Genomic DNA, 16,305 nt, shown 5'->3' with positions numbered 1-16,305 from the left:
ATATGACTCCTTCTTTTTTTATACGTGTTAATTATATCACAAAATCAGCAAAAGAGATAGAAAAACCCTAAACTTTTCCAGTTCTTTCTTGCAACGAAAACTAGCATTTCTGAAAATCAAAACTAGAAAAACCTTTCCAAATCACTAAGTAATACAAGAAAAACTAGTTAATCCATCTCATTCTTCCACTGATTTTTACTAGTTAAAACGAGGTTTGACTAATCTGCAGTCAAACCTTGTTTTTAGTTGTTATGAGGAAATGCAAGAATCCTAAATCGATTCGTTTTCTCTCTTCTTTCCAGCAAGTAGGCCATAGCCACTTATCACTCCGAGGAGTCCTAGTGCTACTAGACTAGCATCTCTTGTTACTCCAGTATTTGGAAGTTCTTTACCTACTTTTTCATTTGTCGGTGTTGCTAAAAGAGCTTGACCTGTTTTTTGAGAGTCTTGCTCTACTTTCGTTCCAACTTCAACAATTTCCGGAAGAGCTTCCTTGAGAACTTCTGTTGTACGAAGGGTACGATTGCCTTGGGCATCGACTTCTACAAAGCGACGAACTTGTCCTTTCACACCTGATTGAACTAGCTGGTGTTGTCCTTTAAGAAGGCTTGCACTTGGGCGTTCTTGACGTTCGAAAGCAACTGTATCCTCTTCAATTTCTAGTTTCGGAATTTCTAAAACTAGGTCTTTTACTCCCTCAGCTGGTTGATTGCTTGATAGAACTTTTGTACCTACTTCGGTAATCTCTGGAAGAGCTTCCTTGAGAACTTCTGTTGAACGAAGAGTGCGATTGCCTTGACTATCTACTTCTACTAGACGACGAATCTGCCCTTCTTCTCCTTTTTGGACAAGTTGAAGTTGACCTTTACGAAGGTTCGCACTTGGTCGCTCTTGACGTTCATAGGCTGTTGTTTCAGTTTCAACAACTAGTTCAGGGAGGGCCTCAACTGTTGGGGCTACTTCACTTGGATCCATGCTACCAACATGATGACTTTCTTCTGCAGGAGCTAGTTTCTTATTCAGCTTTTCTTTCATGTCCGCAAAAGCTTGTGGAGTTGGCATCTCTGAAGCCAACAAAGTTTCTGCTTGTTCAATCAACTCAGCTTTAGGATCTTTTTCACGGATAGATTCGAGCAAGCCTTCCAATTCTTCTCTAGCAGTTTGATAACGTTGATTTCCATCCAAGTCCGCTCCAGCTTGTTTCAATTCATTCAAGGCTTTGTTGACTTCTTCTTGGCTAGCATTGTGGTTTTCTGCTACAACTTTCGCTGCATTGAGTTTCTCTACTAGTACAGCTTGTTTGTCCTCACTTGAGAAGGTATAGGCAAGGGTTGACTGACGGCCTTGGGCAGCAGTGATTTCTTGTTTAAGGTATTCATCATTAACTGCAGCCTTTGGAGAAACCAAGACATCAAACTCAGCCGTGTGCCCCTTGTAATGCAGGGTCAAGGTCTGGCGTCCAGTCTTCTGAGCATCGTACCCCGTGATTTCAACACCTTCATCAGTAAAGCTGTGAGTCTCTTCTGTCTCATCATCATAGAGAACACCAAAGCGACCTTCAGAGAGATCCAGTTGATCTCCTACTAGATAGTCTGTTTTTGGTTTCTTAGTAATATACAAGCCCGCTACTTCTTTTGGTTTTCCTTCATCCTGTCCTGTCACTTGGACTTTCAGATCACCTGACACTGGTAAACCAAGGTATTGCAGTGTTAGGTTTTGTTCCCCTTTTTGATGAGCGTCGTATCCAGATACCGTCACACCTGAGTGAGTAAGGTTAATCAGCTCGTCGACTTGTCCCCCTTCGTATTGAACACGGAGTGTTCCGCCTCTGAGGTCCAGTTTTTCTCCTTCTTTATAAACTGTCTTTTTAGGTCCTTTTTCAAGGCTAACTGCAGCAATTTTTCTCTCATCCTGTGGAATCGCTACAGCCAAGGTGTTACTGATTTCTTTGCCAGGTAGTTGGGTACGATAGTATAGGAGAGTTGGTTGCTTATCAAAGCCCAATGGAGCTGTTGCCAAGTCACCGCCAGTTTCAGTCTTTAAGGTTGCAATTGGTGTTTGTGAATCAGCCTTGTCGTAAACGGTGATGGTTGCGCCTGCCGGAACATCAGAGAAGCCTAGTTGAACTTGGTGGTTTCCAAGTGAACGAGCAGCTACCTTAGCCATTGGAATATTTTGACTTTCAGTGTCCAAGGCTTCGTACATCTTCCAGTTGTAGATACGAATGGCCTTCCAAGGTGTTCCGTTATCAGATGTAATGACATGCAAACGCCAGTCTTGGGCAGTAATTGGTTTGTCAAGAGTGATATCCGTAACGTGCGCTTTATTACCACGGACTTCCTTAGCTAGTTTCCACTCGCCATCTGTATCCTTGTAGTAAAGATCAAAATCCTTGGTGTTCATCAGACCATCGTTAACAGACTCACCACCAGCTCCCGCATGATCCATCACCCATCTGACAACACGACGTGGTTGGGTCAAACGAATATCGACACTACCGCTCAATTGTCCTGAAGACCACTTGTCTGAAAGACTGGTAATGGTACCGTTCAACATACCTTCAATACCTTCTCCACCTTCGGTATTCGGGAAAGTGCTACCGATAACCGTTGCTCCTGGAACAATATTTTCAGCCAAAGGTCTTGGGAGAGTCGTATCCTGAACAGTCATGCCCCAGTTAAAGGATGTCGTCGCAGCTTCTGAACGAAGGCCATTTTTACCAACTGCAACGACTTTCAATTCTTGCGTCGTACCAGTCGCATTAGCAGAGCGGCTAACTTTTGGCAAGTAGATGGTTGAAGCAGATGAACCTGTCAACAAACGCCAGTTATCCCCATCTTTTTCGTAGACTTCATAGAAATCCGCATCTTGATTACCCGCAAATTGAACCACTGCTTCAGCTTCTTGGGCATTCTTAAGAGACTGTTTCACCACAGAAAGGCCTGTAGGCGCTTGTGGTGCTTGGTGATTGTCTGAAATTGTTAATTGACCTAGGTTAAACTGATAATCTTTTACAGCTCCTTCATGCTCGAAGAAGAGTTTGACTGCATAGATGGTTTTACCTGCTAGTGAGCTGAGAGCAAATTCTTCATTTGTCCAGTTGTCAGAAAGGGTTAGCTCTTTCCATGCATCTGCATCATCGAATTTGTAGTCTGGAGTTGTAGAGAAGGCCATATAAACTTTCGAGCCTTTTCCTCCCTTGTGGGCAACACGAAGTTTGGTTTTCTCAGTTACTTCTAACTTAGTAGAATAAAGTCTCACATCCTGGTCCGTCTTACCAGCTACATCACCAGAGAATTTAAGGGAATTTCCGCCATTGTAGGCATCTGTAAAATCGTATTCTGCACGAAGTTTTTCCCCCGTCGAAGTCTGCCACCAGCGCCATGTTGGAAGAACACCTGAAACTGAACGGTAATTCCACTCAGAATCCTTAGAAACCTTACCATCTACGAACCACTTTCTACCATGACCTGTATTAAAAGAAGTAGTAAAAGTATTACCTACTGCTGGCGTACGGTCCGCAACTAGGTTAGCAATACCATACCAATCTTTGTCACCTGGTTTTTGACCAGTAGGATCCCCTTGGTAACCTGTAAAGAAGATATCTTCATTTTTATGGTAATCTTCACCCGTTTTTCCTAAACTTGTAATGGTATCTGGGGCGAACAAACCAAGAGAAAGGCGCAATTTCCCATTTTCATCTAAAATGTCATTCCATTTGACCTTGGTCTTGTAGGAACCACCCTGTTGCAATTCCAAACCTGCAAATACGTCATAAGGATTACGACCAATCCAGTTGGCAGTTGCAATAGTGTAATCATTTTTAGCCTTATCCCAGTTAAAGTTAGCAAAGAAGTTATCTGCTGGAACCTTATCTCCTTCAGGTTGCATGAATTGGTAGTTGTATTCTCCCAAACCATCTTGGTGGTAACGTCCATAGTTATAAGTCATGGCATCGTACCAAGAATACTTGATTGGATGGTTTACCTTAGCAGCATACTCCTTAGTATAGAGCATAAACTGGCGCATCTTTTCTCCAAGAGGTTCAACCAAATCCCCAGTTGTTTCCTGGTTGATGAAATAGCCATCATAGCCATAATACTTGGCCATATCTACCAATTTACGGGCAATTGGGAAGCTACCATCTGGGTCTTGCTTCAAAGCTTCAGCAAATTTTTCTTGATCTGCAATACTATTAGACCAGTTGAAGAAGAGTGTACCATATACAGGAACCCCGTTACGGTGACCTGCATCAATAACGTCAGGAGTTGGTACGAGACCTTCCCAGAAGACCATTGAATCTAGATATTGCCAATAGTCAAAAGCATAAGCCTTGAACTCTTCTCCACCAACAGAAGCGTGGTCTTTTGCTTTAGAGTTGGTGTTTGATAGGGCTTGTACTTTTGCTTCCTTGCTAGCTTTTTCATTGACTAAATGACCTGTCCGACGTGAAGCGAGGGCGACAGACCCGCGGTTAATAGCATCATCCTCACGCGCACCCGGTTCCCATTTCAACAAATCCTCCCAAGAATTAAATTTGATTTCCTTTGGTTTTAATGTTTTTTCTGTATTTTTAGGGACATCTGGCTGGACTTCTTTTTCAGTCTTATTAGCTTCTGCTGCTGGCTTAGACTCATCCCCTTGGCTAGTTCCTTCAGGCTTTGCTTCTGTTTCCTTGTCAGACTTAGGTTTTACTTCTGCAGATGGTGTTTCTGCAGCCACCTCACTTGCTTTTTCCTCTGGTTTAGCTACGCTAGCTGCCTCTGCGGTTTCAGTAGTTGCAGCTTCATTGCTTGCTGGCGAAGCAGTTTCAGATACTGTCGCTACTCCTTCTTCCTTTTCTAACTTATTTTCTCTAGCATGTTCTCCTTCATGCTGCTTGTCAGCTTCATTAGTTGGATGCTCACTCTCTCCTGAAACAAGCGCTGTATTGGCTCCCTTATTTTCAGGAACTGCAGTTTCTTCTGCCAAGGCTGGACCAGCAAATAAAACAGCACCAATCATCAGCGAGCAGGCTCCTACTGATAACTTACGAATACTGTAACGACAACGTCTTTCAAAAAATGGATTCTTCATTTTCTCCTCCTAAAAAATTGATTTTGTTGCACAAAAGAAAGCGCTTAACTTTCTTTATAAAATTTTTATCCCAATCACAGGGACCAAGATAATTCCTCCCTCATTTTAAAATATTTCTTTTAAATGTCAATATATAAAAGGAAATACCTATATCTAGGCTAGAAATTGGTAAAATTAATATAATTAAGGCCCATTCTAACGAATTTTCTTTCTAAAATCTTAGCTAAACACTTGTTAGATTTACTTTTATCCTTTAAAATAGAATAGGAGAAATTCCGTTATTATTTTTCGGAGGAAAAAGAAATGTCCATTAATTGGCAGGAAATTTTATTTCACTTTTTAGGTGGGCTGGGACTATTCTTATATAGTATCAAGACCATGGGAGACGGTTTGCAACAAGCTGCTGGAGATCGCCTTCGTTTTTACATTGACAAATATACCAGCAATCCGTTCTTTGGAGTTCTGGTTGGTATCGGTATGACGGCGCTAATTCAGTCAAGTTCTGGTGTCACAGTCATTACAGTGGGGCTAGTCAGCGCAGGACTTTTGACCTTGCGTCAAGCTATCGGTATTGTCATGGGTGCCAATATTGGAACTACCGTTACATCCTTTATTATCGGTTTTAAGCTAGGAGATTATGCCTTACCAATGCTTTTCATCGGAGCGATTTGTCTCTTCTTCACCAAGAATCGCTCTATCAATAACATCGGACGTATCATTTTTGGTGTAGGTGGTATCTTCTTCGCTCTCAATCTTATGAGCGGTGCAATGGAACCTCTAAAAGACCTGCAAGTCTTTAGAGACTATATGGTTGAACTAAGTAAGAGTCCTATTCTAGGTGTCTTTGTCGGAACTGGACTAACCCTACTCATTCAAGCTTCTTCCGCAACTATCGGTATCCTACAGAATCTTTACGCAAGTGGTTTGATTGATCTACAAGGTGCCCTACCAGTCTTGTTTGGTGATAATATCGGAACGACCATTACAGCTATTATTGCTTCTCTTGGAGCCAATATCGCTGCCAAACGTGTTGCTGGTGCCCATGTCGCCTTTAACGTGATTGGTACGGTTATCTGTATTGTCTTCCTTGTACCTTTCACTGGCTTGATTCAATGGTTTGAATCTACACTCAATCTGGCTCCAGAAATGACCATTGCCTTCGCCCACGGAACCTTTAATATCACAAATACTATTATCCAATTTCCATTCATCGGAGCCTTGGCTTACTTTGTAACCAAGCTCATCCCTGGTGAAGACGAAGTTGTCAAGTACGAGCCACTTTATCTTGATGAGCATTTGATTAAACAAGCTCCATCAATCGCTCTCGGAAATGCCAAAAAAGAACTCCTTCACTTGGGAAATTATGCTTCCAAAGCCTTTGACCTTTCATACAACTACATCATTGACCTTAATGAAAAGGTTGCTGAAAAAGGACACAAGACAGAGGAAGCCATCAATACCATTGATGAAAAATTGACTCGCTACCTCATTACTCTTTCAAGTGAGGCCCTTAGCCAGAAAGAAAGTGAAGTGCTGACCAACATCCTGGATTCATCCCGTGATTTGGAACGGATTGGGGACCACGCAGAAGCCCTAATCAATCTAACTGACTACCTTCAACGTAAAAATGTTGAGTTCTCTGAAGCTGCTTTGCAGGAATTAGCTGATATCTATCAAAAAACCACTGGCTTTATCAAGGATGCCCTTGATAGTGTAGAAAACAATGATATTGAAAAAGCTCAAAGTCTGATTGAACGCCATAAAGAAATCAACAATATGGAACGTGTTCTCAGAAAGACCCACATCAAACGCCTCAACAAGGGCGAGTGTTCAACGCAAGCTGGGGTCAACTTTATCGACATCATTTCCCACTATACTCGTGTATCTGACCATGCTATGAATCTAGCTGAAAAGGTCATCGCTGAACAAATCTAAGAACCAAGAAGCTATCCTAAATAGGATGGCTTTTTTCTTTTCCTAACCAAGAATTGCTTTTCTAACATATAGAAAAATGCTTTGATTCACAATGGAATCAAAGCATTTTAAAGAGCTCCCCATACATAATCGCAGAAGCCGCAGTTCCTCTGTACTTGGATTCTTCTCTTTTGATAAAGCGAGCCAAGTTGAGCAACTCAGGTGCCGGATGTTTGGGATTTAGGAGCAATTCACGATTGACCAGGCCTGAGAGACGAACTGACAGCAATTGCTCATTTGTAGTAGGCAGTTTTTTAGCAGTCTCTAGGAGAGCAGCAACTAAATCTTCACTCAAATCATGTCGAGCATGATTGTAAAGATCTTTTATAAGGCTTTCTAGGTTTGGTTCTACCATCCCTACCACCTCCCTTATGGTTTAATAATTTTTAATCAAATCAACCGTTGAACGATCCAATTTCTTCACCAAGGCTTGCAAGAAAGCTTGAGCTTCTAGGAAGTCATCCATAGCGTAGAGGGTTTGGTGAGAATGGATATAACGAGCGCAAACACCGATTGTTGTTGATGGGACACCACCATTTTTCAAATGAGCTGCGCCAGCGTCTGTGCCGCCTTTACCACAGTAGTATTGATACTTGATTCCAGCTTCTTCAGCCGTTGTCAAAAGGAAATCCTTCATTCCTGGGAGAAGCAAGTGACCTGGATCGTAGAAACGAATCAAGGTTCCATCCCCAATCTTGCCTTGACCGCCATAAACATCACCTGCTGGTGAACAGTCAACTGCGAGGAAGACTTCTGGATCAAACTTGGTTGTAGATGTATGAGCACCGCGGAGACCAACTTCTTCTTGGACGTTAGAACCCAGATAGAGTTCATTGCCAAGTTTTTGACCTGACAGGGCTTCTGCTAACTCACTAACCATGAGCACACCGTAGCGATTGTCCCAAGCTTTTGAGATGATATTTTTTTCATTGGCTGTTAAGATTGCAGAACTATCTGGTACGATGGTGTCGCCAGGACGGATGCCAAAACTTTCTGCCTCAGCCTTGTCCGCAAAACCACCATCAAAGACGATATCTGCAATAGCAGGCATGGTTGGTCCGCCCTTACCACGAGTCAAATGTGGCGGAACAGAACCTGAAATCACAGGAATTTCACGACCGTCAAGAGTCAAGAGTTTGAAACGTTGGCTGCTGACTACCATGGGGTTCCAGCCACCAATTTCTACGACACGGAAGGTGCCGTCTGGCTTAATCTCGCTGACCATAAAACCAACTTCATCCATGTGAGAAGCAACCAAGACGCGTGGTGCATCTGCAGCTTCTGAATGTTTAATTCCGAAAATACCACCCAAGCCATCTGTCACCACTTCATCCACGTGCGGGGTCAACTTTTCACGAAGATAAGCACGAACAGGTGCTTCATGACCTGAGATCGCAGTAAGTTCTGTTACTTCTTTGATTTTTGAAAATAATGTTGTCATTTCAGTTCCTTCTTTCTTTCATCCATTTTACCACTTTTTATAGGAGAAGGATAGCGGGAAGGTGGATTTCTAAATTAGTATCTTAGTCTTACTGTATCTTAGAAAAAGCTTGTATTTTCTTGCATGTGAGGTGAAATCTAAGAACTATTCCAAGACAAACCAAACTATTAATTCACAAACAAAAAAAACAATCCAATGCTATATTTGTTCAGTTTTTCATGAAATTTGCAGAAAACAGTTGACTTTGCCTTCTTATTTCTTTAAAATAGTACAAAACTAGGAAAAGGAAAAAATCATGACCAAAACAATTCTTGTTACAGGTGGAGCTGGCTACATTGGCTCCCATACCGTTAAAGCTCTTTTAAATGCTGGCTATCAGGTACATGTTCTAGATAATCTCTCTACAGGAAATCGAGCGGCTGTGGATAGTCGTGCTAGCTTTAAGCAACTAGATGTTTATGATTCTAGTTCCCTAAAAGCTTATTTAGAAGAAAATCAGATTGATGCTGTTCTTCATTGTGCAGGTGAAATTGTTGTGAGCGAAAGCATTGAAAACCCAAGCAAATACTTCACTGCCAATGTTGCTGGTATGAACCAAGTTCTCAAAGTCTTATCTGAAGTTGGTATTCAAAAAATCATGTTCTCTTCGACTGCTTCCCTCTATGGTAATAACTGTATTGACAAGCCTGCAACTGAAGATACCCTGCTCGACCCTGTCAACCCTTATGCAGAAACAAAACTGATGGGTGAACGAATGATTTACTGGATGGCCAATCGCTATGATTGGAAATATGTTATTTTCCGTTACTTTAATGTTGCTGGAGCTGAAATGGATGCTTCAAATGGTCTGCGTGTAAAAAATCCAACTCATATTATTCCAAATATCAACAAGACCGCATTGGGACAAAATGATAGCCTGAAAATATTTGGAGATGACTACGATACACGTGATGGTTCATGTATTCGAGATTACATTCATGTCTTGGACCTTGCACAGGCTCATGTTAAAGGAATGAACTACCTATTTCAAGAAAACAGTTCTTCTCAAATCTTTAACTTAGGAACTGAAAAAGGCTATACCGTCAAAGAAATCTTTAAAACTGCTGAAGAATTACTGAATCAAAAAATACCACACGAAATTGTTGCTCGCCGTGCTGGTGACCCAGCCAGCGTCCTAGCAGACGCATCAAAAGCTAAAAAATATCTTGATTGGAAGGCTAGCTACTCTCTTGAAGATATTATTTTATCGGATTATCATTGGCGTGTTAAAGAAGGTAAAAACATTTTGGAATAAATAGCAGAAACATCAATAATAAATAAAAACACAGATAGATGGCACTTGATAAATACCAAGTATCATCTATCTGTGTTTTATACATTAGAATCCAATTTATACTCTTCAAAAATCTCTTCAAACCACATCAACGTCGCCTTACCGTATAGATGTTACTGACTTCGTCAGTTCTATCTGCAACCTCAAAACACTGTTTTGAGCAGCCTGCGACTAGTTTCCTAGTTTGTTCTTTGATTTTCATTGAGTATTATTTTGAATTTCTCTTTAAAGAAAAGTGGTCTGGGACGGGGTCCTTACCTGTTTTCGACCAGGGATGGCAACGTAAAATCCGAGCCAAGCCCATCAAAACACCCTTGAAGCCATATTTTTCAATAGCCTGAATCATGTAGTTTGAACAGGTAGGCTCAAAGCGACAAGAGGGTGGAAAGGCTGGTGAGATAAAACGTTGGTAAAAGCGCACAGGCGCTATTAAAATTCGTTTCATTATTTCTTGGTTACAGCCATGGTGTGTAGTTGACTGATTTCTTTTTTATTAAGACGACGGGATTCTCCTGGACGGAGTCCTGTCAAGTCTAGATGTCCGAAACGAGTCCGTGACAACTTGTCCACTTGGAGACCGACAGCTTCAAACATCTTTTTAACCTGGTGGTTACGCCCTTCATGGATAGTCAACTGCACCACAGAGCGGTTTTTTACTGGATCCACTTTGAGAATCTCATAGACAGCCGGCTTAGTTTTCTTACCATCAATCTCAAGTCCACGGGTCAAGGGGCGGAGATTATCCTTATTGGCCACACCTTTAACACGCGCGACATAAACCTTGTCAATCTCATTACGAGGGTGAATCATTTCATCCGTAAAATCCCCATCATTGGTCAAAATCAAGACTCCTGATGTATCCCAGTCCAAACGACCTACAGGGTAGATACGCTCTTTGACATTGGGCAAGAGGTCGACAACCGTCTTGCGGCCCTTGTCATCTGTTACACTGGAAATGACACCGCGTGGTTTGTTAAGCAGATAATAGACCTTTTCTTCGTTGTAGATAGGTTGGCCTTCAACTTCAACCTTGTCGCCTGACTTGATGGTCGTTGCTAGTTCACGTACCACCTGGCCGTTAACCGTCACCAAGCCTTGCTTGATCAGCTCTTCTGCTTTTCTCCTACTGGCCACACCTGCGTGGGCAATATACTTATTGATTCTCATCTTCTTCTATCCTTTCACCAAATAATTGGCTTTCTTGGGCTTGAATTTCAAGCTCATCAATCACTGGTAATTCTTCCAAATGGTTAATTCCCATGTAATCTAGGAAATAATCCGTTGTCACATAGAGGTTGGGGCGCCCCAACACTTCTTTTTTTCCGTCTTCCTTAATCAGGTCAAAAGCCTGCAACTTTGCCAAGGCTCCACTCGAGTTTACCCCACGGATGGCATCAATTTCTATTCGTGTGATGGGCTGTTTGTAGGCAATAATGGACAAAGTCTCAAGGGCAGCCCGAGACAAACTCTGATTGATAGGTGCCTTAGAGTATTCCTTCAAAATCTCTGCAAATTGAGGCTTGGTCACCAATCTATAAGCGCCACCAGTCTCAATCAGAGCCAAACTGGAATCTGGGTCCTTTTCATACTTCTGAGCTAATTTTTCTAAACTCTGTTGGATGCCTGTCGGTGGCAGAGAGAGGAGTTCAGCTAACTGGCGGACTCTAATCCCATCTTCACCCGCTACAAACAAGAGCGCTTCTATTTTTGCTAAAGTACTCATCTTTCCTCTCTATCAAGTCTAGCTTTGGGCCACTTGACTTTCTTCCTTCTTTTCCATGAGATAGATATCTCCGAAACTCTCCTCTTGCACGAGGGTCAGCTCCTGGGTTTTGATTAACTCTAGGGTTGCCAAAAAGAGGGTAATAACCTCTTGGACATTCTGGGCTTCCTTGAACAAATCCTGCAAACACAACTGTTCTCGTCCAGTCAAGGACTCTTTTACGATGACCATCATGTCCTCAATCTTATACTCATCCCGCAAGATAGTCGTGTGATTTTGTGCAAACTCCTCTTTTTTCTTGGCTAGGATATTTGAAAAAGCCAAAAAGAGATCAATGGTTGTCTTGTCATGCACAAGCTCCGCATCTTCGTAAATCAACTCTGTCGGTGCTTTGGAATAGTACTGGGCCCGTTCTTGGTGCTTGGCTTCCAAGTGCTCCCCCAAGAACTTGAACTTACGGTATTCTTCGATTTGAGAAAGAAGGTCCTGCTCCAGGTCATCCTCCAAGTCGGTCACTTCTGCCACCTTTGGCAAAAGCTTGCGACTCTTGATCAGCATCAGCTGACTGGCCATGACCATGTACTCACCCGTCACTTCCAGACGCATGGCCTGCAGGGTTGAGACATAGGCTAGATACTGTTCGATAACTTCCGTAATGGGCACATCGTAGATATCCATCTGGTACTTAGAAACCAAGTGCAAAAGCAAGTCCAGCGGCCCTTCAAAATCTTTTAATTTAATATCCATTATCTATATTTTTCTAAGGTCAGGACTGTTTTTAATCCTAATTTTTTTGCAATTTCGTACAAATCGACCTTCTTTTCTATTTGTCTTAGAATGAACTGTTCCCGCAAGGCTTGGGCGGATAAGGTTGAGAAACCTTTCTCCTTGACAAAAGACTCTAGCTGACGAAAGGCCCACTGACGAGAATAGGCTTTCCCTGCCCTTTCAAAGAGGTAGGTCTGTCCCATCAAGGGTTCTAGCTCTAAAAGCAAGGTTGTGGGAATGGTGACAATCCTCTGTTGGGAAGCCTTGTTAATTCGCAACACTTGAAAATCCAGATTGATATCCGCAACCTTGAGGGCTAAAATCTCACTGGGCAAGAGCCCTATTTCCAAGATAAGAAGCGCCAGTAAGCGGCCCTCTGGATAGTCGCTTTCCTGCCAAAAAGAGTCTAGGTCTAGCAGTTCCGGCTTTTCAGTCTTCTTTTCAGCTTGTTTGGCTAATTCCAAACGGTAAAAGCTATCCACTTCTCCTTTTTGATAGAGAAAGTAGAGAAATTGGTTACATGCCGAAATCTTCCGCTTCTGGGCGCTGATTTTCAGACTGGCTAGCTGGGCTTGGTAAATCTTGAGACTGGTCTCTGAAATCCGCTCGCCCACAATGTCTAAAAATTGCTCCAGATCATACTTATAAGATTGCTTGGAATTGGCAGATAAGCCCTGCTTTTCCTCTAAAAAGGCTGAAATCCTGTCTCTCATTTGCATCGAATCTCATAGTCCTTACTAAAGTCATGCAAGAGAGCATTGACAGCCTTGAGGATAGACTTGCGCGTAATAATCCCTTGGAAAACACCTTCTGCGTCCACAACCGGTAAGAAAGACTCATCTACCAGCTTGTGCAGGACCTCCGTAATGGTAAAATCAGGCGAAACAATCGCTACGTCCCTTTTCGTCATGTGGACAATGTCCGTATCCGCCATGATTTCTGAGCTCACATCATGCTCCATCTGATAAGCCATAATATCTCTGAGCCCAATCGTCCCAACAAACTGTTTTTCATCTGTTACAACAGGAACACGGGTATAGGTCATCTGACTGAGCAAGAGGGTCGCATGATCAGCATTGTGGGTATCAATCAATACAGCTAGATTTTCAGCAGGGGTCAAAAAAGTTTCCTCCTGACCCAACAAGAAAGTCTCAAACTCCTTGGCAATCATCGGCTAAACTCCTTGGACAAGCCCGGATACACCTCATGGTCTCGTGTCAAAAAATCGACTTTGAAGTAACTATCATCAATCTCCACACGAGCATAGAGACATTCTCTGATGGTCCCACGTGGTTGACTGATAGAACCTGGATTTAAAAAGAGGGTCTTGCCTTCCATCCAAGCACTTGGCACATGCAAGTGACCATAAAGGCAGATATCGGCCTCTTCTTCCTGAGCCCAGTAGTCCAACTTTTGAAAATTGAAATTAATGTCAAACAAGTGACCATGGGTTTGGATAATCTTGGTTGAACCAAGCTCAGTCACCAAACGTTCTGGGTAACCTGCATAGAAGTCCATATTCCCTTTAACAACACAGATGCCTTCCCAAAGGGGAGAATCAGGACGCAGTTCAGAATCGCCGTTATGAAAAACGGCATCAACTTTGCCTACATAGCGATCACGGATTTCTTCCACAATCAAGCTATCGCCATGAGAATCGCTCATTACAATGATGGTTTGCTTTGCCATGATGGAAATACCTCCAAAAGTTTCTTAACGGCTAAGGCACGGTGAGATTGGCTATTTTTTTCTTCAAGGGTTAACTCAGCTGATGATTTGCCTGTCTCTCCCACTAGGAAGAGGGGATCATAGCCAAATCCATTTTCACCCTTGGGTTCAAAGTTAATGTAGCCTGGCCAGTCAGCCTCAACAACTAAACTTTCCTTGTTTGGGCTGGCTACGACTAGGGTTGTATGGAATTGAGCCGAGCGGTCCTTGAGTTCAAAGACCATGGCCAACTCGTGCAAGAGTTTAGCATTATTTTCACGGTCAGTTGCTCCCACACCTGCGAAACGAGCTGACCAGACACCTGGCAAGCCACCAAGGACATCGACTTTAAGTCCAGAATCATCTGCCAAAACCATCTTGCCTGTTAACTGTGAAATGGTTTCCGCCTTAAGGCGGGCGTTTTCTTCGAAGGTCATGCCTGTTTCTGCTACTTCAGGTAAGTCAGGATAGTCATTAAGATTTTCCACATCGTATCCTAACTTGTCAAAGATAGCTCGAAATTCCTTGGTCTTGCCCTCGTTACGAGTCGCAATCAACAAGGTTTCTCTGACCTTATTTGTTTCAAAGAAATCATGAACATTGACCCCTTCTTTGGGCAATTCCACATACAAGAGTTGGCCATTTTCAACCAAAAGCAAAGCTCCCTGACGTTGGATGACTTCTAGATTGCGACCTGCTTCTTGGTTTAGTATATCTACCACAAAAGACAATAAACGGTAGCGAGAACCATAGCGTAAAACAGTAACTGAAATCGGGAAACCTCGTTCCTCGTCTCGAAAGATTTTGGCCAATCCAACCAGAGGGAAATCCAAGTCTTCATCAGTCAACGCCCGGACGCCACCAAAAATACTATAGGACCCGACATACCAGTCCTGGTCATCCTTGTATTCATAAATTTTATTTGTCATAATTCTACATGCTCCACATGAATTTCTTTTTCCAGCCATTCTTCACCTATTTGGGCAAAACTTTGGCTGCTGGCTGTTGTGTAAAAACGGTGATTAAGTGGTCCAGCATCGCGACCACGATTGATTTCAAAATAATTAAGTAAGACTGAGATGTCCCGTACGCACTCTGCTCCACTATCGATGAGTTGAACCTTTGGTCCCATGACATTCTGGATGATAGGGCGAAGGAGTGGGTAATGGGTACAGCCTAAAATCAGGCTATCCACCTTTCCAACCAAGGGACGCAGGGTTTCATAAACTACTTTCTTGGTGACACTGGTTGACAGGGCCCCAGACTCCACCAAGGGAGCAAACTTGGGACAGGCCAAACTCTCCACCTGTAAATCTGGATCCAAATCATGGATTTTCTGACGATAAATGTCAGATTGGACTGTCATAGGCGTTCCAATGACTCCGATTTTCCCACCTTGACTGGACTTGATAGCTGCCGAAGCTCCTGGTAAAATTACACCCAAGACAGGAATGTTGAGTTGAGCCTTGATTTCTTCCCAGACGACCGCAGTCGCAGTATTACAAGCAATGACAATCATTTTGACATCCTTGGTCAAAAGAAAGTTGACCAACTGCCAAGTATATTCACGAATTTGCTCAGCAGGACGGGGACCATAGGGCGCCCGTGCCGAATCTCCAATATAGACGATTTCTTCATGGGGAAGCTGGCGCATGAGCTCCCGCACAACGGTCAACCCCCCGACACCCGAATCCAAAAAACCAATTGGTCGATTATCCATACAGTCTTCTTTCTAGTCTTTTTTCTGATTGATAGTTCATTATGATTACTTGTCTTTAAGAACTGAAGGACAGCTTCAACAACTACTATCTCTCTTAATCATAATCAAATATCAATAGAATGCAAGGAAAAAGTCTCATCCCTAAACCATAGCCAACATAGTGAGAAGTCTGGAACTTTCATCCCAGACTTTTCCTTATTTATTTTTTCTTTTTATTGTTAGCAAGGGCTGCTTTTTGTTGGCGGATGATTTGGTGGTAAACTTGTTGTACCTTAGCTTCGCTTGGTTTTTGACCATTTGCACTCAAAAGAGTACGAACTGCTTCAGCATTCAAACGTGGCTTGTCAGCGAATTCTTTTTCAATTTGCTTACGAACCAAGTACATTCCTCCAAGAGCTCCTCCTAGAAAAGCTAGCACAATCAATACAATTGCTAAAAGTAAATCCATCATATTTCTCCTGTTTCTTTTTGAGTCTCTTTCATTATACCACAAACTAGCCACCCTGACTAGTTTGTTTTACGCTTTCAGAGATGAGTAAGCTGTAATTAAAGTTGGCTTATTG

15 protein-coding genes are annotated in these 16,305 nt (G+C 42.6%); 2 read left to right on the top strand and 13 right to left on the bottom strand.

Annotated features, from left to right (window positions below; translation table 11 throughout):
* Positions 1-270 precede the first annotated feature (270 nt).
* On the bottom strand, positions 271-5,076 hold the full coding sequence (locus tag PAN07_RS11020) for a bacterial Ig-like domain-containing protein (RefSeq protein ID WP_269797940.1): 4,806 nt from the start codon (positions 5,074-5,076) through the stop codon (positions 271-273).
* A 303-nt stretch (positions 5,077-5,379) separates the two neighbouring features.
* Between PAN07_RS11020 and PAN07_RS11015 the strand changes: the two genes are divergently transcribed.
* On the top strand, positions 5,380-7,011 hold the full coding sequence (locus PAN07_RS11015; RefSeq protein ID WP_049499742.1) for a Na/Pi cotransporter family protein: 1,632 nt from the start codon (positions 5,380-5,382) through the stop codon (positions 7,009-7,011).
* Between the two features lie 97 nt (positions 7,012-7,108).
* Here PAN07_RS11015 and PAN07_RS11010 read toward each other — a convergent pair whose 3' ends face one another.
* A complete protein-coding gene (locus tag PAN07_RS11010) occupies positions 7,109-7,405 on the bottom strand; it encodes a bacteriocin immunity protein (protein ID WP_084861910.1) in 297 nt (98 codons plus the stop codon).
* Positions 7,406-7,426: 21 nt separating this feature from the next.
* Positions 7,427-8,491, bottom strand: coding sequence for a glutamyl aminopeptidase (pepA, locus tag PAN07_RS11005; protein WP_084861912.1), 1,065 nt, complete (start codon positions 8,489-8,491; stop codon positions 7,427-7,429).
* Positions 8,492-8,786: 295 nt separating this feature from the next.
* Here pepA and galE point away from each other — a divergent pair, with 295 nt between their 5' ends.
* Positions 8,787-9,785: a UDP-glucose 4-epimerase GalE gene (galE, locus tag PAN07_RS11000; protein WP_084861914.1), complete on the top strand. Its 999-nt coding sequence runs from the start codon at positions 8,787-8,789 to the stop codon at positions 9,783-9,785.
* A gap of 247 nt (positions 9,786-10,032) precedes the next feature.
* On the opposite strand, the gene yidD is transcribed toward galE, so the two are convergent.
* From yidD to PAN07_RS10950, 10 genes are all read right to left on the bottom strand, one after another.
* Complete coding sequence (gene yidD, locus PAN07_RS10995; protein ID WP_084861916.1) at positions 10,033-10,269, bottom strand: membrane protein insertion efficiency factor YidD; 237 nt, start codon at positions 10,267-10,269, stop codon at positions 10,033-10,035.
* Positions 10,269-10,991, bottom strand: coding sequence for a pseudouridine synthase (locus PAN07_RS10990; protein ID WP_001222228.1), 723 nt, complete (start codon positions 10,989-10,991; stop codon positions 10,269-10,271). The genes yidD and PAN07_RS10990 overlap by 1 nt, the downstream gene beginning before the upstream one ends.
* Positions 10,978-11,547: an SMC-Scp complex subunit ScpB gene (gene scpB, locus PAN07_RS10985; protein WP_000105302.1), complete on the bottom strand. Its 570-nt coding sequence runs from the start codon at positions 11,545-11,547 to the stop codon at positions 10,978-10,980. Before scpB ends, PAN07_RS10990 begins: the two co-directional genes overlap by 14 nt.
* A gap of 18 nt (positions 11,548-11,565) precedes the next feature.
* Positions 11,566-12,294, bottom strand: coding sequence for a segregation/condensation protein A (locus tag PAN07_RS10980; RefSeq protein WP_084861917.1), 729 nt, complete (start codon positions 12,292-12,294; stop codon positions 11,566-11,568).
* A complete protein-coding gene (xerD, locus tag PAN07_RS10975; protein WP_338092166.1) occupies positions 12,294-13,028 on the bottom strand; it encodes a site-specific tyrosine recombinase XerD in 735 nt (244 codons plus the stop codon). The genes PAN07_RS10980 and xerD overlap by 1 nt, the downstream gene beginning before the upstream one ends.
* Positions 13,025-13,486: a cyclic-di-AMP-binding protein CbpB gene (gene cbpB, locus PAN07_RS10970; protein WP_084861921.1), complete on the bottom strand. Its 462-nt coding sequence runs from the start codon at positions 13,484-13,486 to the stop codon at positions 13,025-13,027. The genes xerD and cbpB overlap by 4 nt, the downstream gene beginning before the upstream one ends.
* The gene (locus PAN07_RS10965; RefSeq protein WP_001118949.1) at positions 13,483-14,004 is read right to left on the bottom strand and encodes a metallophosphoesterase; all 522 of its coding nucleotides are present in this window, start codon (positions 14,002-14,004) and stop codon (positions 13,483-13,485) included. Before PAN07_RS10965 ends, cbpB begins: the two co-directional genes overlap by 4 nt.
* Positions 13,980-14,951 carry a nucleoside-triphosphate diphosphatase gene (locus PAN07_RS10960; protein ID WP_265470824.1) on the bottom strand — a complete coding sequence of 324 codons (972 nt, stop codon included), beginning with the start codon at positions 14,949-14,951 and terminating at the stop codon, positions 13,980-13,982. The genes PAN07_RS10965 and PAN07_RS10960 overlap by 25 nt, the downstream gene beginning before the upstream one ends.
* Positions 14,948-15,742 (bottom strand): glutamate racemase, encoded by a 795-nt coding sequence (racE, locus tag PAN07_RS10955; protein ID WP_084861925.1) that lies wholly within the window; start codon positions 15,740-15,742, stop codon positions 14,948-14,950. The genes PAN07_RS10960 and racE overlap by 4 nt, the downstream gene beginning before the upstream one ends.
* A gap of 199 nt (positions 15,743-15,941) precedes the next feature.
* Entirely contained in the window at positions 15,942-16,190 is a 249-nt protein-coding gene (locus tag PAN07_RS10950; protein ID WP_084861926.1) for a YneF family protein, read from the bottom strand.
* Positions 16,191-16,305: the final 115 nt, after the last annotated feature.

The organism is Streptococcus sp. SM5 (genome assembly GCF_027497975.1).
This window is presented reverse-complemented; position numbering and strand designations above follow the sequence as displayed.

Bases quoted from the DNA above. Each gene is read 5' to 3' on its own strand.
- PAN07_RS11020 (WP_269797940.1), bottom strand. From the start codon at position 5,076: ATGAAGAATCCATTTTTTGAAAGACGTTGTCGTTACAGTATTCGTAAG.
- PAN07_RS11015 (WP_049499742.1), top strand. From the start codon at position 5,380: ATGTCCATTAATTGGCAGGAAATTTTATTTCACTTTTTAGGTGGGCTG.
- PAN07_RS11010 (WP_084861910.1), bottom strand. From the start codon at position 7,405: ATGGTAGAACCAAACCTAGAAAGCCTTATAAAAGATCTTTACAATCAT.
- pepA (WP_084861912.1), bottom strand. From the start codon at position 8,491: ATGACAACATTATTTTCAAAAATCAAAGAAGTAACAGAACTTACTGCG.
- galE (WP_084861914.1), top strand. From the start codon at position 8,787: ATGACCAAAACAATTCTTGTTACAGGTGGAGCTGGCTACATTGGCTCC.
- yidD (WP_084861916.1), bottom strand. From the start codon at position 10,269: ATGAAACGAATTTTAATAGCGCCTGTGCGCTTTTACCAACGTTTTATC.
- PAN07_RS10990 (WP_001222228.1), bottom strand. From the start codon at position 10,991: ATGAGAATCAATAAGTATATTGCCCACGCAGGTGTGGCCAGTAGGAGA.
- scpB (WP_000105302.1), bottom strand. From the start codon at position 11,547: ATGAGTACTTTAGCAAAAATAGAAGCGCTCTTGTTTGTAGCGGGTGAA.
- PAN07_RS10980 (WP_084861917.1), bottom strand. From the start codon at position 12,294: ATGGATATTAAATTAAAAGATTTTGAAGGGCCGCTGGACTTGCTTTTG.
- xerD (WP_338092166.1), bottom strand. From the start codon at position 13,028: ATGAGAGACAGGATTTCAGCCTTTTTAGAGGAAAAGCAGGGCTTATCT.
- cbpB (WP_084861921.1), bottom strand. From the start codon at position 13,486: ATGATTGCCAAGGAGTTTGAGACTTTCTTGTTGGGTCAGGAGGAAACT.
- PAN07_RS10965 (WP_001118949.1), bottom strand. From the start codon at position 14,004: ATGGCAAAGCAAACCATCATTGTAATGAGCGATTCTCATGGCGATAGC.
- PAN07_RS10960 (WP_265470824.1), bottom strand. From the start codon at position 14,951: ATGACAAATAAAATTTATGAATACAAGGATGACCAGGACTGGTATGTC.
- racE (WP_084861925.1), bottom strand. From the start codon at position 15,742: ATGGATAATCGACCAATTGGTTTTTTGGATTCGGGTGTCGGGGGGTTG.
- PAN07_RS10950 (WP_084861926.1), bottom strand. From the start codon at position 16,190: ATGGATTTACTTTTAGCAATTGTATTGATTGTGCTAGCTTTTCTAGGA.